The organism is Bradyrhizobium sp. BR 1432, from assembly GCF_051547705.1.
Lineage (GTDB): Bacteria > Pseudomonadota > Alphaproteobacteria > Rhizobiales > Xanthobacteraceae > Bradyrhizobium > Bradyrhizobium zhanjiangense.
Window position 1 is genome coordinate 1,688,857 of record NZ_JBPUGF010000003.1, and the last position, 20,040, is coordinate 1,708,896.

General features: G+C 64.5%; 16 protein-coding genes and 3 pseudogenes. 6 read left to right on the top strand and 13 right to left on the bottom strand.

Going from position 1 to position 20,040, the window contains the following annotated elements; all coding sequences use genetic code 11:
- Positions 1 to 51 precede the first annotated feature (51 nt).
- From ACSKB8_RS08045 to ACSKB8_RS08065, 5 genes and pseudogenes are all read right to left on the bottom strand, one after another.
- A complete protein-coding gene (locus ACSKB8_RS08045; RefSeq protein WP_438103560.1) occupies positions 52 to 771 on the bottom strand; it encodes a ribonuclease activity regulator RraA in 720 nt (239 codons plus the stop codon).
- 10 nt (positions 772 to 781) lie between these two features.
- Complete coding sequence (gene araD, locus ACSKB8_RS08050) at positions 782 to 2,524, bottom strand: L-arabinonate dehydratase (RefSeq protein ID WP_438103561.1); 1,743 nt, start codon at positions 2,522 to 2,524, stop codon at positions 782 to 784.
- A complete protein-coding gene (locus ACSKB8_RS08055; RefSeq protein WP_438103562.1) occupies positions 2,521 to 3,366 on the bottom strand; it encodes an ABC transporter permease in 846 nt (281 codons plus the stop codon). The genes araD and ACSKB8_RS08055 overlap by 4 nt, the downstream gene beginning before the upstream one ends.
- Positions 3,367 to 3,395: 29 nt before the next feature.
- Positions 3,396 to 4,157 carry an ABC transporter ATP-binding protein gene (locus ACSKB8_RS08060; protein ID WP_370990909.1) on the bottom strand — a complete coding sequence of 254 codons (762 nt, stop codon included), beginning with the start codon at positions 4,155 to 4,157 and terminating at the stop codon, positions 3,396 to 3,398.
- Positions 4,157 to 5,177: pseudogene (locus tag ACSKB8_RS08065) on the bottom strand (ABC transporter substrate-binding protein). The gene ACSKB8_RS08060 and the pseudogene ACSKB8_RS08065 overlap by 1 nt, the downstream one beginning before the upstream one ends.
- A 94-nt stretch (positions 5,178 to 5,271) precedes the next feature.
- Between ACSKB8_RS08065 and ACSKB8_RS08070 the strand changes: the two are divergent.
- The 3 genes and pseudogenes from ACSKB8_RS08070 (at position 5,272) to ACSKB8_RS08080 (ending at position 10,166) form a co-directional block, all read left to right on the top strand.
- Positions 5,272 to 5,985: a GntR family transcriptional regulator gene (locus ACSKB8_RS08070; RefSeq protein ID WP_438103563.1), complete on the top strand. Its 714-nt coding sequence runs from the start codon at positions 5,272 to 5,274 to the stop codon at positions 5,983 to 5,985.
- Between the two features lie 179 nt (positions 5,986 to 6,164).
- Positions 6,165 to 6,593, top strand: coding sequence for a response regulator (locus ACSKB8_RS08075; RefSeq protein ID WP_438103564.1), 429 nt, complete (start codon positions 6,165 to 6,167; stop codon positions 6,591 to 6,593).
- A pseudogene (locus tag ACSKB8_RS08080) lies at positions 6,571 to 10,166 on the top strand (PAS domain S-box protein). The gene ACSKB8_RS08075 and the pseudogene ACSKB8_RS08080 overlap by 23 nt, the downstream one beginning before the upstream one ends.
- 146 nt (positions 10,167 to 10,312) lie before the next feature.
- On the opposite strand, the gene ACSKB8_RS08085 reads toward ACSKB8_RS08080, so the two are convergent.
- Positions 10,313 to 10,948: a response regulator transcription factor gene (locus ACSKB8_RS08085; RefSeq protein ID WP_091897867.1), complete on the bottom strand. Its 636-nt coding sequence runs from the start codon at positions 10,946 to 10,948 to the stop codon at positions 10,313 to 10,315.
- 149 nt (positions 10,949 to 11,097) lie between these two features.
- On the opposite strand from ACSKB8_RS08085, the gene ACSKB8_RS08090 reads away from it, so the two are divergent.
- Positions 11,098 to 11,385, top strand: coding sequence for a hypothetical protein (locus tag ACSKB8_RS08090; protein WP_438103565.1), 288 nt, complete (start codon positions 11,098 to 11,100; stop codon positions 11,383 to 11,385).
- Positions 11,386 to 11,560: 175 nt separating this feature from the next.
- On the opposite strand, the gene ACSKB8_RS08095 is transcribed toward ACSKB8_RS08090, so the two are convergent.
- From ACSKB8_RS08095 to ACSKB8_RS08125, 7 genes and pseudogenes are all read right to left on the bottom strand, one after another.
- Entirely contained in the window at positions 11,561 to 12,040 is a 480-nt protein-coding gene (locus tag ACSKB8_RS08095; RefSeq protein WP_438110454.1) for a response regulator, read from the bottom strand.
- Between the two features lie 165 nt (positions 12,041 to 12,205).
- Positions 12,206 to 12,522 (bottom strand): annotated as a pseudogene (locus ACSKB8_RS08100) (PilZ domain-containing protein).
- A gap of 2 nt (positions 12,523 to 12,524) precedes the next feature.
- Positions 12,525 to 13,403 carry a CheR family methyltransferase gene (locus ACSKB8_RS08105; RefSeq protein ID WP_438103566.1) on the bottom strand — a complete coding sequence of 293 codons (879 nt, stop codon included), beginning with the start codon at positions 13,401 to 13,403 and terminating at the stop codon, positions 12,525 to 12,527.
- Between the two features lie 61 nt (positions 13,404 to 13,464).
- On the bottom strand, positions 13,465 to 13,851 hold the full coding sequence (locus tag ACSKB8_RS08110) for a response regulator (RefSeq protein ID WP_091897857.1): 387 nt from the start codon (positions 13,849 to 13,851) through the stop codon (positions 13,465 to 13,467).
- Between the two features lie 32 nt (positions 13,852 to 13,883).
- Positions 13,884 to 14,357: a chemotaxis protein CheW gene (locus tag ACSKB8_RS08115; RefSeq protein ID WP_438103567.1), complete on the bottom strand. Its 474-nt coding sequence runs from the start codon at positions 14,355 to 14,357 to the stop codon at positions 13,884 to 13,886.
- A gap of 77 nt (positions 14,358 to 14,434) precedes the next feature.
- Positions 14,435 to 17,221, bottom strand: a complete 2,787-nt coding sequence (locus tag ACSKB8_RS08120; protein ID WP_438103568.1) for a hybrid sensor histidine kinase/response regulator — start codon at positions 17,219 to 17,221, stop codon at positions 14,435 to 14,437.
- A gap of 421 nt (positions 17,222 to 17,642) precedes the next feature.
- On the bottom strand, positions 17,643 to 18,125 hold the full coding sequence (locus ACSKB8_RS08125; protein ID WP_438103569.1) for a response regulator: 483 nt from the start codon (positions 18,123 to 18,125) through the stop codon (positions 17,643 to 17,645).
- A 671-nt stretch (positions 18,126 to 18,796) separates the two neighbouring features.
- Here ACSKB8_RS08125 and ACSKB8_RS08130 point away from each other — a divergent pair.
- Complete coding sequence (locus tag ACSKB8_RS08130) at positions 18,797 to 19,504, top strand: Crp/Fnr family transcriptional regulator (protein ID WP_370990204.1); 708 nt, start codon at positions 18,797 to 18,799, stop codon at positions 19,502 to 19,504.
- 151 nt (positions 19,505 to 19,655) lie between these two features.
- Entirely contained in the window at positions 19,656 to 20,033 is a 378-nt protein-coding gene (locus ACSKB8_RS08135; RefSeq protein ID WP_438103570.1) for an Hpt domain-containing protein, read from the top strand.
- The last annotated feature ends 7 nt before the right edge of the window (positions 20,034 to 20,040 follow it).

The window sequence follows — 20,040 nt, forward strand, 5'->3', positions numbered from 1 at the left end:
GGCCGGCGCTTGATGTGGCCGGCCTGTTCCTTGACGTGATTTGCTCTCGGCTTAGCGGCCGTTCTTCTTGCGCCATTCGGCAAAGTCGGTGAGCGTCTGCGGATCGATCGCGGGATACAGGCCGAAGATGCCGCGGCCCTTGCCGACTTCCTCAGTGACGAAGTCCTCGAACGCCGTCATCTCAAAGGTTTCGTTTGCGATCTCATCTGCCAGGTGCGCGGGGATCACGATGACACCGTCGGCATCACCGAGGATAACATCGCCGGGGAACACCGGCGCATCGCCGCAGCCGATCGGGACGTTGATCTCGATCGCCTGGTGCAGCGTGAGGTTGGTCGGCGCGCTCGGGCGGTGGTGAAAGGCGGGGAAGCCGAGCTTGGCGATCTCCGCGGAATCGCGAAAGCCGCCGTCGGTTACGACGCCGGCGACGCCACGCTTCATCAGCCGCGTGATCAGAATCGCGCCGGCCGAGGCTGCGCGCGCGTCCTTGCGGCTGTCCATCACCAGCACGCTGCCTGCCGGACAATCCTCGACCGCCTTGCGCTGCGGATGCGAGCGGTCCTTGAAGACCTCGATGGTGTTGAGATCTTCGCGTGCCGGCATGTAGCGCAGCGTGAAGGCCTCGCCGACCATGGCCGGCTGGTCGGGGCTTAAGGGGTGCACATCCTGGATCATCTGGATGCGCAGGCCGCGCTTGAACAAGGCGGTGGCGACGGTGGCGGTGGAGACGGATTTGAGCTTGTTGCGGGTGGCTTCGCTGAGTTTGGTCATGTCGTGCTCTCTAGTAAATCGAAGGCTCGCCGATCGGCGCGCCGAAATCGGTCTCGAGGAAGTCGAAGTCGCAGCCGTCATTGGCCTGCTTGATGTGTTTGGTGAACATCCAGCCATAGCCGCGCTCGAAGCGGCGCTCGGGCTGTTTCCAGGCGGCGCGGCGCTTGTCGAGTTCGGCTTCGCTCACATCGAGATTGATGGTGCGCGCGGCGACGTCGAGCGTGATGCGGTCGCCGTTCTGCACCAGCGCCAGCGGGCCGCCGATGTAGGACTCGGGCGAGACGTGCAGGATGCAGGCGCCATAGCTGGTACCGCTCATGCGCGCATCCGAGATGCGCACCATGTCACGCACGCCCTGCCTCACGAGTTTGGTCGGAATCGGCAGCATGCCCCATTCCGGCATGCCTGGCCCGCCCTGCGGCCCGGCATTGCGCAGAATGAGGATATGATCTTCGGTGACATCGAGATTGGGATCGTCGACCGCCTTCTTCATCGCGGGATAGTCGTCGAACACCAGCGCCGGCCCGGTGTGCTTGAGGAAGCGCGGCGCGCAGGCGGAGGGCTTGATGACGCAGCCGTCGGGAGCGAGATTGCCCTTGAGCACGGCAAGCGCGCCTTCCTTGTAGATGGGATTGTCGACGGAGCGGATCACGTCGGCATTGTGCACTTCGGCGTGCGCGATGTTCTCAGCCACCATCTTGCCAGTGACGGTGACGCAGTCGAGATGCAGATGCGGCTTGATCTGGCTCATCAGCGCCGGCAGGCCGCCGGCATAGAAGAAATCCTCCATCAAATACGTATCGCCGCTCGGCCGCACGTTGGCGATCACGGGCACCTTGCGGCTGGCCTTCTCGAAATCGTCGAGGCCGATGTCCTGGCCGGCGCGGCGGGCCTGCGCGATCAGATGGATGATCGCGTTGGTCGAGCAGCCCATCGCCATCGCCACCGCGATCGCGTTCTCGAACGCCTTGCGGGTCTGGATCGCCTTCGGTGTCAGATCCTCCCACACCATCTCGACGATGCGGCGGCCGCATTCGGAGGCCATGCGGATGTGGTTGGCGTCGGCGGCGGGAATCGAGGAAGCGCCCGGCAGCGTCATGCCGATCGCCTCGGCGATCGCGGTCATGGTCGAGGCCGTGCCCATGGTCATGCAGGTGCCGTAGCTACGGGCGATGCCGGCCTCGATGTCGAGCCAGTCCTTGTCGGAGATTTTTCCGGCGCGGCGCTCGTCCCAGTATTTCCAGCCGTCGGAGCCGGAGCCCAGCGTCTTGCCCTTCCAGTTGCCGCGCAGCATGGGACCGGCCGGCAGATAGATCGCCGGAATGTTCATCGAAGTGGCGCCGAGTAGCAGCGCCGGCGTGGTCTTGTCGCAGCCGCCCATCAGCACCACGCCATCGACGGGATGGCTGCGCAACAATTCTTCGGCGTCCATCGCCAGCAGATTGCGGTAGAGCATGGTGGTGGGCTTGAGCAGCGATTCCGACAGCGACAATGCCGGCAGCTCCAGCGGCAGGCCACCGGCCATCAGGATGCCGCGCTTGACGTCGTCGACCCGCGACTTGAAGTGCATGTGGCAGGGCTGTGCATCCGACCAGGTGTTGAGGATCGCGATGATCGGGCGGTCCTTCCACTCTTCCGGCGCGTAGCCCATCTGCATGGTGCGGGAGCGGTGGCCGAACGAGCGAAGGTCGTCGGGTGCGAACCAGCGCGCGCTGCGGAGCTGGTCGGGCGTTTTCTTCTTGTTCTTGGTCATGATTGGGTGCCCCATTTCTGGACGGTGTTCCGCTCGATGGCGCGGAAGATCAGGTTCTCGACAAAGAGCCCGATGATGATCACGGTCAAGAGGCCAGCGAAGACAGCAGGTATGTCGAGCAGATTGCGGTTCTCGAAGATGAACCAGCCGAGACCGCCCTGGCCCGAGGACACGCCGAACACCAGCTCGGCCGCGATCAGCGTGCGCCAGGCGAAAGCCCAGCCGATCTTGAGGCCGGTGAGGATCGAGCCGAAGGCCGCGGGGATGAGGATCTTCGCCACATAAGGCAATCCGCGCAGGCCGTAATTGCGGCCGACCATGCGCAGCGTGTTGGACACGCTCTTGAAGCCGGAATGGGTGTTGAGCGCGACCGGCCACAGCACCGAATGGATCAGCACGAAGACCAGGCTGCCATTGCCGAGGCCGAACCAGATCAGCGCCAGCGGCAACAGCGCGATCGCCGGCAACGGGTTGAACATCGCCGTGACGGTCTCGAGGAAGTCGGTGCCGATGCGCGTCGAGATCGCGAGCACGGTGAAGATCGCGGCCAGTGCGATGCCGGCCGAATAGCCCATGAACAGCACCTTCAGCGAGGTCCAGGCCCGCATCGGAATGGTGCCGTCCTTGACGCGATCGAACAGCGTCATGAAGGTGTCGTGCAGTGTCGGAAACAGCAGGGGATTGTCGAGGTAGACCCCGTACGCTTCCCAGACCGCCGCGAGAAACAGGATGATGACCGACTTGCGGACAAAGCCGTCGTTCCACAGCAGCTCAAGCACACCCAACTTGCGCTCGACCTCGCCTGCACCTCCCGTGCTGGCAACCGGCGCGTCACGCAGCAAGATTTCTGGCTTCGCCCATGGCGGCTCCCTTAGTGCGCTACAGCTTCGGAGGCGAACAGGAGATCGTGGATCTCCTTCTCCAGCCGGCCGGCGCTGCCATCCTCATTCGAAACCTTGTCGACGTCGATCACCTCGGCCTTGACGCGGCCGGGATGCGGCGACAGCAGCAGGATGCGGTTGCCGATGCGGATCGCCTCCGCGATCGAATGGGTCACGAACAGCACGGTGAATTTGGTCTCGCTCCAGAGCTGGAGCAGCTCATCCTGACAGGTCCGCCGCGTCAGCGCGTCGAGCGCGGCGAACGGCTCGTCCATGAGAAGGATGTCCGGCTCCATCGCCATGCCGCGCGCGATCGCGACGCGCTGCTTCATGCCGCCGGAGAGCGTGTGCGGATAGGCATCGACCACGCGGGTGAGGCCGACCTTCTCGATATAGGCGCGCGCTTTCGCCTCGGCGTCCTTGCGCGACAGCTTTCTCGCGGTGAGCAGCGGGAACATCACATTGGCGAGCACACTCTTCCAGGGCAGGAGCTGGTCGAACTCCTGGAAGATCATCATGCGGTCGGCGCCGGGCCCATGGATCTCGCGATCGCCAATGGTCATGCGGCCTTCGCTCGGGCTCATGTAGCCGCCGACGGCCTTGAGCAGGGTCGACTTGCCGCAGCCGGAGGGTCCGAGCAGTACGAAGCGGTCGGACCGGTCGACGGTGAAGCTCACTTTTTCCGTGGCGGTGACGACGGCGCTGGAGGTCTTGTAGCGCAGCGTCACCGAGCTGACGTCGAGCAGCGCCATCAGTTGCCCTTCAGATCGTGCGCGACGGGGAGATAGTAGTCCGTCCAGGCCTTCGGCTGAATTCTTCAGCGTTCCGGTCTTGTAGAGATGGGCTGCGAATTTCATCGTGCCCTGCGGCTCGAGATTCCACTCCATCATGCCGGGCTCCTTCAGGAGATCGAGCAGCTCTTCCACCGACGTCTTGTCGCCGGTGATCTCCTTGTAGATCTCGACCGCCTGCTTGGTATCGCTGCGGATCAGATCCTGCGCTTCCTTGGTGGCGTCGCGCACGGCCTGGATGATCTTTGGATTGGCGTCAGCGAACTTGGTCGTGGTGAAGAATTGCGCCTGGCTGAGCGGGCCGCCCATCACATCCGGCGAACTCAGCACGACATGCGCGCCCGGCACGTTCTTCAACTCCAGGAAGGTGAAGGGCGGAATCGAGAAATGGTTGTGCACCTCGTGCTTCGGGTTGGACAGCGCCGCATAGGCGTCGGGGTGACCGAGCTGCACGGTGTTGGCATCCAGCTTCGACCATTGGTCGGCACCAAAGGCCTCGGCGGCCGCGATCTGCAGCACGATCGCCTGGGTCGAGACCTTCACGGTCGGCACCGCGATCTTGTCGCCCGGGCCGAAATCCTTGATCGACTTGATGTTGGCGTCGCGGCTGATCAGCGTCATCGGCTGCGCCGAGGTGGCGACGATGCCCTTCACGCCGCCGCGGGTGCGATCCCATAGCAGCAGCAGATTGCCGGTGCCGGTGTTGAGGATGTCGACGCCGCCGGCGAGCAGCGCGTCGGTCTGCGCTCCGCCGCCGGAGAAGGTGATCCATTTGGTGGTGACACCAGTTACGCCGAGGGAAGCCGCATGCTTCTCGATCAGCTTCAGCTTCTCCATGATATGGCTCGGCATGTAGAAGATGCCGGGCTGGCGCGACAGCGCGATCTCGGACTTTTGCTGCGCGTGAGCCGTTGACATTGAGAAGGCGATCGCGGCGATCACGGTGGCGGCCGCAAGCTTGCTGCGAAGATGCTTGATCATTGTTGTGTGTTTCCTCCGGCCAGCGTCGATCTGCGTTGACCCTGCTGATGCACTAATATATTAGTGCATCAAACGCAAGCCCGCGGGACCCGCCATGGAATCATCCCATACCGCGCTGCGCGCGGCCCCACGCCCCGCCCGGCTCGACCGCGGCCGCCAGGCGGCGCCGCAGGTGTTCGAGCGGCTACGCAACGCGATTGTCGCCCTGGAGCTGCCGCCCGGCGCTCCCTTGTCGCGCGCCGAGCTTGCCGGCCAGTTCGGTGTCAGCTCGACACCGGTGCGCGACGCGCTGATGCGCCTCGAGGAAGAGGGCCTCGTCGACGTTTTTCCGCAGCATGCGACCGTGGTGAGCCGGATCAACGTCGACCGCGCGCGGCAGGCCCATTTCCTGCGTCAGGCACTGGAGCTGGAGATCGTGCGCCTGCTCGCGGAAAGGCATGACGCGGCCCTGGTCATCCGCCTCGACCACGCGATCGCGCTCCAGCAGCAATTCGCCAAGGCCGGAGATTTCGAGAGCTTCATCGCCGGCGACAACGACTTTCACGCCCAGCTCTACGCGGCCGCCGGCAAGCAAGATCTATGGACGCTGGTGCGCAGCCGCAGCGGACATATCGACCGGCTGCGCCGGCTGCATTTGCCCTCACCCGGCAAGGCCCAGAACATCGTCCGTCACCATCGGCTGATCACGCGCGCGATCGAGGCCGGAGATGCCGAGGCCGCGCAACAGCATCTGCGCAAACATCTGTCGGGCACGCTGAGCGAGCTGGACAAGATCCGAAGCCGCTATCCCGAGTACCTGACCGACTAGGAGGGACGGCTTATGCACGGGAGCGTGCATATAGCGCGCCGGGAGAGGTTACCTCGACCGGAATGGTGGCGCTCGCGAAGTGCTTGCGGGCCGGGCGGAATCCGCGCAACAATTTCGTCTTTGATGGCTTGATTTGCGGTCGCTGGGGCATCCCCATCCGACCCCGGAGGATCTCAGACGTGGCCAACATCCTGATCGTGGATGACGACCCGGCCGTGCAGATCACGATCCGGCTGCTGCTGGAGAGGGCCGGTCATCACGTCACCGTCGCCGGCGATGGCTACGAGGGGCTTGCGTTATTCGAGGCCAGCCCGTTCGACCTGTTGTTTCTCGACATTTTCATGCCCGGCATGGACGGGCTGGAGACGATGCGCCATATCCGGGCGCTGGCCCCAACCGTCCCGATCATCGTCATTTCCGGCCGTTCGGCCGCGCCGGACCCCTATGCGGAGCCGGATTTCCTGAAGATGGCAACCAAGCTCGGCGCGGTGGCAAGCTTGCAAAAGCCGTTCCGACCAGGCGCACTGCTCGCGGCGGTCGATGGCTGCCTGGGCACGGCCCGGGCGGCATCGGTGGGGAATCCGGATGTCAGCACCGGCCACCGATGACAAGGACCCTCATTCCTTTCCAGGCCAGAACAGGCGTGGCCATTCGGGAACCGGTGCGAATATCCCCATGACGCTCGCAACGCGGCTTGCCATCACGATGACCCTGCTGGTGGCGGTGACCGTGGCCGCAGTCGGATGGTTGGGCTATCGCAACACCACCCAGGCCGTCATTCCGCGGGTACTGGAACGCGTCGAAGCCCAGTCACGGCTGCTGGCGACCAATCTCGAATCCTACGTCGCCGGCGCGCGCGGCGATCTGCTCGGCTACCGCTCTGCCGCAGCCATCAACGGCCTGATCCGCGCTCACATCGGTGGAGGCATCGACGCATCCGACGGCGTGTCGGAGCAAACCTGGCGCGAGCGCATCGCAGCGCGGCTCGCAGCCGAGATCGACGCCAAACCCAGTTACGGGCAATTTCGCATCATCGGTCTCGACGACGACCAGCGCGAGTTGGTCCGCGTCGATCGCTCCGGCCCGGATGGAAAGGCGCGGATCGCTCCCAACGACGAACTCGAGCGCAAGAGCGAACGGAGCTACTTTCAGGAGACGATCCGGCTGGCGCCGGGCGAGATCTACGTGTCCGCCATCGATCTCGCCACCCGCCAGGGGGAACCACGACCTCCCACATTCCGACGTTACGCGTTGCAACCCCGCTGTTCACGGCGGACGGCAGGCCATTCGGCATCATCATCGCCAATATCGACATGCGACCGGCGCTCGACCGCGTCCGCTCCACCGTGACCTCGGGCGGAGAGATCTATGTCGTGAATTCGCGCGGCGACTATCTCGTCCATCCCGATCGCACGCGGGAATTCGGCGCATGGCATGATCGTCCCAACGACTGGCGCAAGGATTTTCCCTATTCTGCGGCCTCGGCCGGGACGCTGGAAGGATCCACGCGGCTCATGACCGACGGGTCGGGCCGGCCGAGCGGGGCGGCGATTGCGCCGGCCCTGCTCGTGGGCAAGGACTGGGTTGCGATCATCGAGACGATTCCCTCGCCGGTGTTCGGCCTCGTGCCCGCAGCGATTCAACGAACGTCCTTGCTTGTCGGCGTGCTTGCCGTGCTGGCTGCGGCTTTGCTCGCGGTGCTCCTGGCGCGCTCATTGACGCGCCCGATCGGCCGCCTGACCAAGGCGGTGCAGGCCATCGGCAGCGGACGTCCGGCGGATATACCCGTCGATGCCAGCGGCGAGACCGGCGTGCTGGCACGGGCCTTTGCCCAGATGGTCGAGGAAACCCGGGCGAAAACGGCCGCACTCCAGCGCGAGATCGAGGAGCATCGCCGCACCGAGGCAGCTCGAAGCCATCATGCGGCGCGCGAGCGCCTGTTCAGCGCCGCAGTGGAATCGTCCGACGATGCGATCGTGATGCAGTCGCTCGAAGCCATCATCACGGGCTGGAATCCGGCTGCCGAACGCCTCTACGGCTATTCGGCGGACGAGGCGATCGGGAAATCCACCGCCATCATCGTACCCGCCGACCGCCGCGAGCAGGGCAAGAACATCTTGCGGCGGATCGCGGCAGGCGAGCCGATCGAACGCTTCGAGACGGTGCGCCTGCGCAAGGACGGCGCGCCGGTCGAGATCTCGCTCAGCCTCTCGCCGATCAGGGGACCGTCGGGCGAGATCGTCGGTGCCTCCGGATCTGCGCGCAGCCTCACCGAGGCGCGGCGGGCCGAGCGGGCGCTGCAGCAGCAGCTCGAAGAGCGCCGGCAGATCTTCGAGACGTCGCAGGACCTGATCATGGTCATGGACGCGCGCGGCCATGTCGTGCAGATCAGCCCGAGCAGCGAGACCATTCTCGGCTACCGGCCGGAGGAGATGATCGGCCGCAGCGGCGCCGACTTCGTTCATCCCGACCATCTGGAGCAGTCCCGCGAAAACATGCGCGCGATGCGGCTCGGCGAGCGGCCAAAGCTCGGTGATACGCGCTGCTTCCACAAGAACGGACACATGGTCTGGCTGTCCTGGCTCGGCAACTGGTCCGAGCAGGCGCAGCGGTTCTTCTTCGTCGGGCGGGACATGACGGAGGCGCGGCTCGCGCAGGAATCGCTGCGCGAGAGCGAGCGGCTTGCCCGCAAGATCGTCGAGACCTCGCTCGACGCCTTCGTGCAGACCGACGAGACCGGCAGCATCCTGAACTGGAATTCGCAAGCCGAACGGCTGTTCGGCTGGCGCCGCGACGAGGTGCTCGGCAAGAACACGATCGATCTGATCGTCGCCGAAAGCGAACGCGAGAGGGTTAGGGCCGGCCTAACGCAGTTCCTCGCAAACGAAGACGACAAAACGCTGAACCGCCGTCGCGAGCTGATGTGCCGCCGCCGCGACGGCAAGGAGTTCAAGGCTGAGCTGAGCGTCACCGCGCTGAAGCGCCGCGAGGGCCTGCTGTTCAACGTCTTCTACCGCGACCTCACCGACAAGATCGCGGCTGAGGAGCGCATCCGCCATGCCGAGAAGATGGAGGCGGTCGGCCAGCTTACCGGCGGCGTGGCGCATGATTTCAACAACATCCTCACCGTCATCACCGGAACCATCGAGATCCTTGCGGAGGCGGTCGAGAAGGAGCCGCAGCTTGCGGCCATCACCAAGATGATCGACGAGGCGGCCGCGCGCGGCGCCGATCTGACCCAGCACCTGCTCGCCTTCGCGCGCAAGCAGCCGCTCCAGCCGCGCGAGATCGACATCAACTCGCTGATCATCGACACCGCGAAACTGCTGCGGCCGACGCTGGGCGAACAGATCCAGATCGAATCGGTGTTCGAGGACGAGAGCTGCGTCGCGATTGTCGATCCCAACCAGCTCACCACCGCGATCCTCAACCTTGCACTCAATGCCCGCGACGCCATGCCGAACGGCGGCAAGCTGATCGTGGAGACGGGCGCCGCCTATCTCGACGAGGTCTATGCCAGCGCCAACGATGTGCCACCGGGGCACTACGTGCTGATCGCCGTGAGCGACACCGGCACCGGAATCCCCGCGAACATGCTGGCCAGGGTGTTCGATCCCTTCTTCACCTCGAAGGGCCCGGGCAAGGGCACCGGACTCGGACTCTCAATGGTTTACGGCTTCATCAAGCAGTCCGCAGGACACATCAAGATCTACAGCGAGGAAGGCCACGGCACCACGATCAAGATGTACCTGCCGCCTGGCAAGACGCCGACGGCGGTCGGCGAGGGCGTGACGGCGGCGGCGATCGAGGGCGGACACGAGACCATCCTGGTGGTCGAGGACGACCGGCTGGTGCGTGACTACGTGCTGGCTCAGCTGCATTCGCTGGGATACGCCACTTTGCAGGCCGCGAACGCCGCGGAGGCGCTCGCGATCGTCGCCGCCGGCAAGCGGTTCGACCTCCTGTTCACCGACGTCATCATGCCCGGCAAGATGAACGGACGTCAGCTCGCCGACGAGATCCAGAAGACCCGCCCCGATCTCAGGGTGGTCTATACGTCCGGCTATACCGAGAATGCGATCATCCATCACGGCCGGCTGGATTCGGGGGTCCTGCTGCTGGCCAAGCCCTATCGAAAATCGGATCTGGCGCGGATCATCCGCAAGGCGTTGCAGGGATGAGCGCAGGCCTTTTAGGCAGGCCTTTCATAGCTGGTCGCGTGTAGCCCGGATGGAGCGCAGCGCAATCCGGGAAGTCTCTTGCTGCGTGCACCGGTCCCGGATTTCGCTGGCGCTCCATCCGGGCTACAAAGGCTCGCCGATCAATTCTACGACGCGCGCTGGGCCGCGGTCATCACGATGCGGATCAGGTCGGCGGCATTGCGCGCGCCGAGCTTCTTCATGATGTTGGCGCGGTGGTCCTCGATGGTGCGCGGGCTGATGCCGAGCGTGCGGCCGGCTTCCTTGTTGGATGCACCGGAGGCGAACTGCTCGAGCACCTCGCGCTCCCTGCGCGTCAACGGCTCACGTCCGGGGAAATGCAGCGAGCCGAATTTCGGCGACGCATTCTCCGCCTGCCGGCGCGCATAGGCGCCGATCGCCTCGTCGAGCCGGCCGACGATCTCGCTGCCGCGGAACGGCTTCTCGATGAAGTCGAGCGCACCGCTCTTGATCGCCCCGACCGCCATCGCAATGTCGCCCTGCCCGGAGATCATGAAGATCGGCGCCGGATAGTCCTCGCCGTGCAGTTCCTTGAGAATGTCGAGGCCCGACTTTCCGGGAATATGCACGTCGAGCAGGATCGCAGCCGGTGTGCGGTTCCGCGCGACGGAGAGCAGCGCTGCGCCGTCCGCAAAACAGATCACCTCATAGCCTGCCGCCTTCAACACCATCGACAAGGTGTCGCGAACGGCAGGGTCGTCGTCGACCACGAAGATTTCACCGCGAGAGCTTTGTTCGGCCATGTGCCACATCCAGTTGGCATGAAGGACTCGCGTCCGCGCCAACCGTTATGGCGTTCGGCGCGGATTCGGCCCACCCGTATTTGTACGGGACATAGACTTAACGCACAAGTAGCGGCATGGCGCCTAATTGCGGGAGACGGAGAATATCCATGCTAAATTTAGCCGATACACCGCAGTTGCTCGCAACGCCCGAAGTCGAGAGCCGTGAGCTGATTGCAGCTGACCTTCGCTTGCTGATCGCACAGATCGAGACCAGCATGCGCCGGATCGCCGCAGCCATGGATCAAGAACACGGCAATGATGCGGAAAGTTCCGCGGACGTCCTCATCCTCGACGACGTCACGCCCCAGTACGCCACCGCGAGCGCCGCCCTCGGCGCCTGCCGGGCGGGCCTTCGCCACGCCCTGCAATGCCTGTCGGAATCCAGCGACGCGTAGGATCGCGATCAGCGCGGCGGCGCGGCGGCAAATCCGATCGCATGGCAGCTCCGCAGCTAAAGCGCGACGAGATTAGGATGAATCGTCATCGCGCTTTAGGCTGTTGTTTGAGCATGATCTTTCGGAACCGCTGCGCACTTTGCGCTAACATGGCCCTTCGGGTCCGGATCAAGCTTTAGGCGCGGTGCCGTTCCACGATCGCGTCGGTGGCCACACCACCCCAGGTGTGGATTGCCGGCAGGCCCATCGCGGTCTTGCCGAGATTGGCGAGGCTGATGCGCAGGGCCGCCAGATCCAGCGGCTTCGGCAGGCTCTGGAGCTCGATCCCGACGGAACGGGCGAAGCTGCGGGCGGCACTGCGGCGCTTGCCGTCCATGCCGCTGATGACGATCACGGCGCCGGCGAATTTCGCCTCCTTCATCTCGCGCAGCACGTCGATGCCGTCGCCATCCTCCAGCACGAGATCGAGCGTCACGCAGTCGAAGCGCGCGGCGCGGAGCTTCTCGATCGCTTCCGCCACCGAGGGCGCCACGGTGACTTCGTGGCCGGCCTGCTTGGCGGCAACCGTGATCAGGCTGCGCTGCGTGGCGTCGTCATCGACCACCAGGAGCTGAAGCGCACGCCGCTCGGCGACGTCGGGCAGGTTTGACGAGATGGGGAAAGAGAGCTTCTGGGCATTGCCGGTATTCCTGAGATTGAGACCAGCAATGGTTACACGGCTCGCGCTTAGACGACGTAAAGCGGCTACGGCAAATTGGTTCTGATGTTTCAGCAAATATAAAGCAACGTGGCGGAAAGTGCGGCGGCAGCCACGCGCCGATCAGGCCGCGGCGTCATGGCCGCCGGTCGCGCCGCGCTTCTTCCGGTTCTTGCCGCGCAGGAATTGGATATCCATCTCGGCGCCGTTGACCCGTACCAGCTCGCAGCGGCGGTAGGCGAGGCCGGTTGAGGACAGCAGCAGAAGAACTCTTTCAGGTTCAGCCCCTGGATCGAGCCTTCCACCGTGAGGATGGCGTCGGTGTCGGAGATCGCGTTGAGCTTGCAGTCGCGCCGCCAGGTGCCGTCGATCGCCATGATGCAGACATCATAGCCGCGGCTGAACGTTACGCGCTCCGCACCTTTTCCATCCTCGGCCATGCTTACCGTCCTGCCATCACCGCCAGGCGCGGGGCCACGCCCGTGAGAGCCGGCTTGGCTGCTGCCGCGCGCGGATCGTTCGGCTTGTAGAGGCCGCGCCGCTCCGCAATCGGCCTGAACGTGTCGGTCAATCCGACCACGGTCTCGGCCGCACCCAGCACCAGGAAGCCGTCGGGCTCGATCTGGCGCGCCAGGCGATTGAAGATGTTGATCTTGGTGTCCTGGTCGAAATAGATCAGCACGTTGCGGCAAAAGATCACGTCGAAGGTGCCGAGCTGGGCAAAATCGTGCAGCAAATTGAGCTGCCGATGCTGGATCATCGCCCGCAATTCGGGATTGATCTGCCAGGTCTCGCCGGTCTGCTTGAAATATTTGACCAGCATCTGGATCGGCAGGCCACGCTGCACCTCGAACTGGCTGTAGACGCCGGCCTTGGCCTTTTCCAGCACCTCCTGCGACAGGTCGGTCGCGATGATCTCGATGCGCCAGCCGGTGAGGGCCGCGCCCATCTCCTTCAGGCACATCGCCAGCGAATAGGGCTCCTGCCCGGTCGAGCCGGCGGCGCACCAGATGCGCACGCTGCGGCGGCCGGCGCGCGCCTTGATGATCTCGGGCATGATCGTGTCGCGGAAATGTTCGAACGGCACCTTGTCGCGAAAGAAGAAGGTCTCGTTGGTGGTCATTGCTTCGACCACGTCGGTGATCAGCGGGCGCGAGCCGGCCTGCAGCTTCTGCACAAGCTCGGCGATGCCGGAGAGCCCGGTCTTGCGGGCGAGCGGCAGCAGGCGGCTTTCGATCAGATATTGCTTGTCTGCGGACAGGTCGAGACCGGAATTATCCTTTAGGAACTTGCGCAGATACTCGTACTCGGTCGGGGTCACGGATGGCCTCTTCGAAACTGTACTGGAACACTCTGGCCCAAACACTTTGGGCCAGACACACTCAGACCATGGTTTGTCCGACCGGGATCAACCCAACTTCAGCGAATTTGTCGGCGATAATGTCCTTGTCGAAGGGCTTCATGATGTACTCGTTGGCGCCGCCGCTGAGCGCCTGGGCGATATGAGCCACGTTGTTCTCGGTGGTGCAGAACACCACCTTGGGCTGGTCGCCGCCGGGCAGGCGACGCATATGGCCCATGAATTCGAAGCCGTCCATCACGGGCATGTTCCAGTCGAGCAGCACCGCATCGGGCAGCTTGCGCTGGCAGATTTCGAGCGCCTTCGAGCCGTCCTCGGCCTCGGTGACCTCGAACTCCAGGCCTTCCAGGATCCGGCGCGCGATCTTGCGCACGACGCTGGAATCATCGACCACCAAACACGTTTTCATTTTGGTTCTCCGGTTTCGATGTTTCGGTTGGCTCACGCAGCCATTTGCACTTTGGTTTCGAGCTCGAGGACGCGATCGACGTCGAGCACGACCATGAGCTGACCGTCGAGGCGGTGGACGCCGCCGGCGAGCTTGGCCATGCGCGGATCGAGGTTGACGGGGTTTTCCTCCTTGCCGTCCTCGGGCAGGCGCAGCACCTCGCCGATCTGGTCGATCAAGAGGCCATCGGATTCACCGCGCAGGTCGACGCCGACCGCCATCGGCACCTTGCCGTCTTCGGCCTTGGGCAGGCCGAGCCGGGCGCGCATGTCGACCACGGTGACGATGCGGCCGCGCAGGTTCAGGACGCCGGCGATCTCGCGCGAGGACAGCGGCACGCGGGTGACGCGCTCGGGCATGAACACGTCCTGGACGCGGGAGATCGGCAGGCCGAACAGCTGGCCGCCGATCATCGCGGTGACGTATTCGACCATGGCGCCCTCGCTGGACTGGGTCTTGCGGCTCATCGCTTGTCTCCTGATCCCTGCGCTTGTTCGAGCATGATCTTGTCGGAAAACCGCTTCACACTTTTCCGGATCATGCTTTAAGCCGCTGCCCGGCTCAGCTCGGAGGCGCCGGCGGCGCCCGCGGTCTGCTCCTTCAGCGCCGCGATCAGACCGGGACGGTCGAACTTGGCGACATAGTCGTGGAAGCCGGCCTGACGGCCGCGCTCGATCGCCGCCGGCGACACCAGCGCGGAGAGGCCGATGATCGGCATCGACCCCAGATTGTTGTCGGAGCGGATCAGTTCGGCGAACTCGAACCCGTTCATGTCGGGCATCTCGATGTCGGTCAGGACCACGTCAAAGCTCTGCGCGCGCAGCGCAGCGAGGCCCTCCTGCGCGGTCGGCGCGGTGCGGACGCGGTAGCCGGCCGCTTTCAGCACCGGCGCCAGCATGTTGCGGAAGAAGGCGCTGTCGTCGACCAAGAGCACCGACTGCGAGTGCAGCGACGGCTTCATCTCCTTGCGGGTGAACCAGTCGGCGAACGCCATCGGCAGGAAGTGGCCGACGTCGATCACCTCGGTGGCCTGGCCCTTGATCACGGCCGAGCCCAGAATGCCCGAACCGGAGCCGCCGACCTCGATGTTGAGCCGCTCCTCGACGATGTCGATGATCTCGTCGACGACGAGGCCCATGGAGCGGCCGTCATCGGCGAACACCAGGATCGGCTGGGCGCCCTGGCTCGCGATGGTGACGCCCTCCATCGCGACCAGCGGCATCAGCTGCTCGCGGTACTGCACCATGTAGCGGCCGTTACTGAACTCGATCTTGTCGGCCGGCAGCTCCTCGAGGCGGGTGACGAGGCCGAGCGGGACCGCCTTGGGCTGGGACGAGCCGGCGCGGAACACCAGCAGCGAGGTGGTCTGCTCGCCGCTGCCGATGTGATGCGCCGCATTCTCGTCGGCCATGTCATGGGCCGAGGAGCCGGCGGCGCCGAGCGCCTTGGCAATGCCGTTGGGGTCGATGATCATGATGACGGCGCCATCGCCCAAGATGGTGTTGCCGGAGAACATGTCGATGTGACGCAGCTTGGTCGACATCGGCTTGACCACGATCTCCTCGGTGTGGAACACGCCGTCGACGACGATGCCAAAGGTCTGGCTGCCGACCTGGGTCACCACGATAAAACCGTTCTCGGGATCGGACGCGGCGCCGTCGTCGATCTTCAAGAGCTTCTTCAGATGGATCAGCGGCAGCAGCTTGTTGCGCAGGCGCAGCACCGCGGTGTCCTTGATGCGCTCGATGCGGTGCTCGCTGTTGGCGCGGGCGCGCACCAGCTCGACCACCGAGAGCTGCGGGATGGCAAAGCGGTCGCCGGCGGCTTCGACGATCAGGGCCGAGACGATCGCGAGGGTCAGCGGGATCTTGATGGTGACCGAGCTTCCCTCGCCGGCCACGCTCTTGATGTCGATGGTGCCGCCGATCTGGTCGATATTGGTGCGGACCACGTCCATGCCGACGCCGCGGCCGGAGACCGAGGTGATGGCGGCCGCGGTGGAGAAGCCCGGCGCGAAGATGAACTTGTGGATCTGGGCCTCGCTCATCTTCTCGAGCTCAGCCTCGGTGACCAACCCTGAGGAGATCGCCTTGGCCTTGATCTTCTCGGTGTTGAGGCCGCGGCCGTTGTCGGCGATGCAGATGATGATGTGGCCGCCCTCGTGATAGGCGGACAGCCGAATGGTGCCCTGCTCGCCCTTGCCGGCCGCTAAGCGCTCGGCGGGGGTCTCCAGGCCATGATCGGCGGAGTTGCGCACCATGTGGGTGAGCGGGTCCTTGATCAGGTCGAGCACCTGGCGGTCGAGCTCGGTGTCGGCGCCGTGCATCTCCAGCTCGATCTGCTTGCCGAGTTCGGAGGAGAGATCGCGGACGATGCGGGGCAGCTTCTGCCAGGCATTGCCGATCGGCTGCATGCGCGTCTTCATGACGCCCTCCTGCAGCTCGGCGGTGACATTGGACAGCCGCTGCAGCGGCACCTTGAACTCGGTGTCCTCGTTGCGGCGGGAGATCTCCAACAGCTGGTTGCGGGTCAGCACCAGCTCGGAGACCATGGTCATCAGATGCTCCAGCGTGTCCACGTTGACGCGGATCGACTGGTTGGCGATGCGGTCGCCTTCGCCGGCACTTTCGTCGGCCATCGACTTCTTCGGCGCGGGCTTTTGCTTGGCGGCTTGCTTCGCGGCAGGCGCCGGGGCTTCAACCACCGGCGCGGGCTCGGCCTTGGCTTCAGCCTTGGCAACGGGCGCAGCAGGCACCGGCGCTTCGATCGCGGTCTCGCGGAAGGCGCGCTCGAGCTCGTCGAGCGAGACTTCGCCGGGACGCAACGGGCGCTCCAGCGTCTGTGCGATCAGCGTGCCCGTGGTCATCGCCTTGGTGGGCGCAGCGGCGGCCGGGGCTTCCGGCGCCAGCGGCGGCGCGTCGGCGACCGCAGCTGCGCCAGCCGCCATCGCGGCCATGCCCTGCTCGACCATCGCCTCCAGCTTGTCGATGAGGTCGCGGTCGTTGCCCTCCGGCTCGGCTTCGGTCGCCTCCAGGCCAGCCAAAATCTCCTTGATGCGGTCGATCGAGGACAGGATCACCGTCACCGCCTGCCCGGTCACCGGCATGCCGTCGCGGAATTTGCCCATCAGCGTCTCGCCGGCATGCGCCAGCGCTTCCAGCCGCGGCAGGCCGAGGAAGCCGCAGGTGCCCTTGATGGTGTGGACCAGGCGGAAGATGTTATCCAGGATCTTGGCGTTGTTCGGCTCCTGCTCGAACTTCACCAGCTGATTGTCGACGGTGTCCAGGCTCTCGCTGGTCTCCGTCAAAAACTCCCGCAACAGATCATCCATGAGGTACGCCTTACTGAGCTGGGCTTCGACGCGTTGCGCCGCGCTTGGTATCGACGGAAGCCCTCTTTTCGATCGTTAGACATCCCTTTTCACGGTCCCGTTAATTTCGGCCTCCGTGCTAATACGGATATTGAAGACAAGTTTGCCGTTCGGCTGCATGCGAGGACACGCTTCGGCAAAACCGGCACCGCGCCGCGACGGAGCGAGGAGTGAGGTAGACGCGTCGATCACGGCGCATGGCACGCGCGAGAAAATCCCGTTCGTGAAGGACGATAGGCGCGGCCTTGAGTGGAATTGAACGGACTCGGCCCGCGGTCGCGGGCGCTCTCGCGATAGTCGTTTCGTGCTGTGCCGAGCTCCGCGAAATTCACGTTTTCGGTAAACGAACCGTTACCTCGTCGCCAGTCCGGCTCGTGCTGCGCTAACCCAGCCGCGCTGCCGAGGCAATCTCGGCGTCGGGCCGATGCTCCGCCAGGCAATCGTTGATGGCGGCGAGCAGTGCGTGCGGCGTGAACGGCTTGCGCAGACAGCGTGCGGCGCCGAGCTCCAGCGCCATCCGGAGGAAATCGGGTGCGGGCGAATTCAGATTTGCGAAAGCGTAGCCCGACATCGCGATCAGCGGAATGGCGGGCGCCCGCTCGTGGAAGGTCCGGATCGATTCGAACCCGCGCATATGCGGCATGAGGATGTCGATGATCATCAGATCGAACTGATCGTGTGCGAGGGCCCGCAGTCCGGCTTCACCTCCCTCGGCGATCGTCACCCGAAAATTGTTGCGCTGGAGATGGATCTCGATGGCCATGCACACCATCGGGTCGTCGTCGACAACGAGAATATGGCGCAGACCTTCCCTCCCCGTTTGAGCTTCCCGTTTCGGCAATTCAATCATCGAGCCGTGGGACACGCCTTTCTCCTCTGGTTTCGATCGAGAAATGGATGGCCGCTAAGATGGTTGGCGGCGCCGGGAAAACGGAGACGATGGTCGCGAAATCTGCGGCCGCACGGCGCCATGGTTCGAAGCAATGCTGGATGGCTGAAAGCACTCGCGGACGAGACTGCGCGGGTCGACCGGCGTCCGATGGCAGCACGGATGCAATGCTTCCGGCTCATGAAGGCCCCCTTGCCGCTCTTTCCTGCGCAACCCTCGCAGAGAGGTGCACAACTCAAGAGCGAATCAGCGCGCCGCTCTTTATTTCCATTTCCGCCGCAAATGCCACAGGCTGTCTGCCCTGCAACGAGTATATGGACAGCGCCACAACCTATACAATATATTTTGTCGCCGCGCAACTGCATGACGAACGTGGCGCGGCGCGAATGGATGTCAATGCACCCGGTGCCCCTTTATGACCGCAAGCGGCCACCCGCCCAACCAGTTGCTGCAAATGCTCGACGCGGCAGATTTCGATCTGCTGCGCTCTCATCTCGTAACGATTGAAATGGTCAGGGAGACTGTCTTGGGCCGGACATCTCGTCCCAATTGCCAATATATCCCGACGTGAACATGATGGAACTTACTCGCGCAAGAAGCGATTTCGCCGGTGGCGACTTTGCTGGTGCAAAAGGCGGGAGGCAGCTTTGGAAACGACGGGCCGCCCATCCAACGGTTTCCTATCCGCGCTGTCGGGAGACGATTATGAGCTGATCCGCCCGTACCTGCGCGCGATCGATCTGCCCCATGACGCGGTGCTGGTCGAGGCCGGCGAAACGCTCAAGCGCGCCTATTTTCCCCACCGCGGCGTGATCTCGCTCGTGGTGAAGCTCGCCAAGGGCGAGCATGTGCAGGTCGCGATGATCGGCCGCGACAGCCTGCTTGGAACACTCTCGACCATGGGCGATGCAAGCGCGCTGAACACGGCCGTCGTGCTGGTTCCCGGAGTCGCCTCGGTGATGGATCTCGACCGGCTGCGCGTCGCGGCCGACCAGAGCAGCAGCTTGCGGACCTTGCTCACGCGCCACGGTCTTGCGATTTACGCGCAGGTCCAGCAGACCGCGGGCTGCAACGCCGCCCATCCCGTGGAGTCGCGGCTGTCGCGCTGCCTGCTGCACACCCATGACCTGTCGGGCGACTACCGGCTGCTGCTGACCCAGGAGGCCATGGCACAGATGATCGGGGCGCGGCGCAACAGCGTGTCGCTGGTCGCCAACACCTTGCAGCAGGCCAATTTCATCCACTACAGCCGCGGACACATCCAGATCCTGAACCTGGACGGCCTGCGCCAGACCGCGTGCGAATGCTACGCCACCGTGAAGGCGCAATACGACCGGCTGCTCGGCCAGCGCTGACCCCGCCCGCGTGGTAAACGGACGGCTAATGCCGGCCCGCAAACACGAGCCGTCCTGCTTCCGGAACTGAAATCCAGATGCCGTAGACACGGCGGGCCTCGCACCGATACCGGCCCGCGCGGCATCGAATCGTGATCGAGCAGGCAAAGCCATGTTTGAATTGTCCGTCGCGCCGGCGCCGAAGCTGCTCGATTGCGCGCCCGCGCGCGACCCGAATGCTTATGCGGCGCTGGTACGTGAGATCGGCGAGGACGGAGCCCGCGAGGTGCGCGCCGTGTTCTGGAGCGAGACCGGCGCACGCCTGCAACTGTTCCGCACGCTCTCGCGCGAGCAGCACCAGGCCAGGATCGCGCGCGAAGCACATTCGTTGAAGAGTGCGGCCGGGACGTTCGGCTATGCGAGGCTCGCGGCGCTGGCACTGCGGCTGGAGAAGTCTGCGGAGACGCTTCACGACACCGAGCTCGGCGATCTCCTGGACCTGATGGACGACGCCTACGCCGCGGCGCGCGCGCAGGAGCCGGAATGCTAGAGCATGA

What these genes read in the sequence shown, in the direction of transcription:
- ACSKB8_RS08045 (WP_438103560.1), bottom strand. Translation starts at nt 771, where the DNA reads ATGACCAAACTCAGCGAAGCCACCCGCAACAAGCTCAAATCCGTCTCC.
- araD (WP_438103561.1), bottom strand. Translation starts at nt 2,524, where the DNA reads ATGACCAAGAACAAGAAGAAAACGCCCGACCAGCTCCGCAGCGCGCGC.
- ACSKB8_RS08060 (WP_370990909.1), bottom strand. Translation starts at nt 4,157, where the DNA reads ATGGCGCTGCTCGACGTCAGCTCGGTGACGCTGCGCTACAAGACCTCC.
- ACSKB8_RS08070 (WP_438103563.1), top strand. Translation starts at nt 5,272, where the DNA reads ATGGAATCATCCCATACCGCGCTGCGCGCGGCCCCACGCCCCGCCCGG.
- ACSKB8_RS08085 (WP_091897867.1), bottom strand. Translation starts at nt 10,948, where the DNA reads ATGGCCGAACAAAGCTCTCGCGGTGAAATCTTCGTGGTCGACGACGAC.
- ACSKB8_RS08090 (WP_438103565.1), top strand. Translation starts at nt 11,098, where the DNA reads ATGCTAAATTTAGCCGATACACCGCAGTTGCTCGCAACGCCCGAAGTC.
- ACSKB8_RS08110 (WP_091897857.1), bottom strand. Translation starts at nt 13,851, where the DNA reads ATGAAAACGTGTTTGGTGGTCGATGATTCCAGCGTCGTGCGCAAGATC.
- ACSKB8_RS08115 (WP_438103567.1), bottom strand. Translation starts at nt 14,357, where the DNA reads ATGAGCCGCAAGACCCAGTCCAGCGAGGGCGCCATGGTCGAATACGTC.
- ACSKB8_RS08120 (WP_438103568.1), bottom strand. Translation starts at nt 17,221, where the DNA reads ATGGATGATCTGTTGCGGGAGTTTTTGACGGAGACCAGCGAGAGCCTG.
- ACSKB8_RS08135 (WP_438103570.1), top strand. Translation starts at nt 19,656, where the DNA reads ATGTTTGAATTGTCCGTCGCGCCGGCGCCGAAGCTGCTCGATTGCGCG.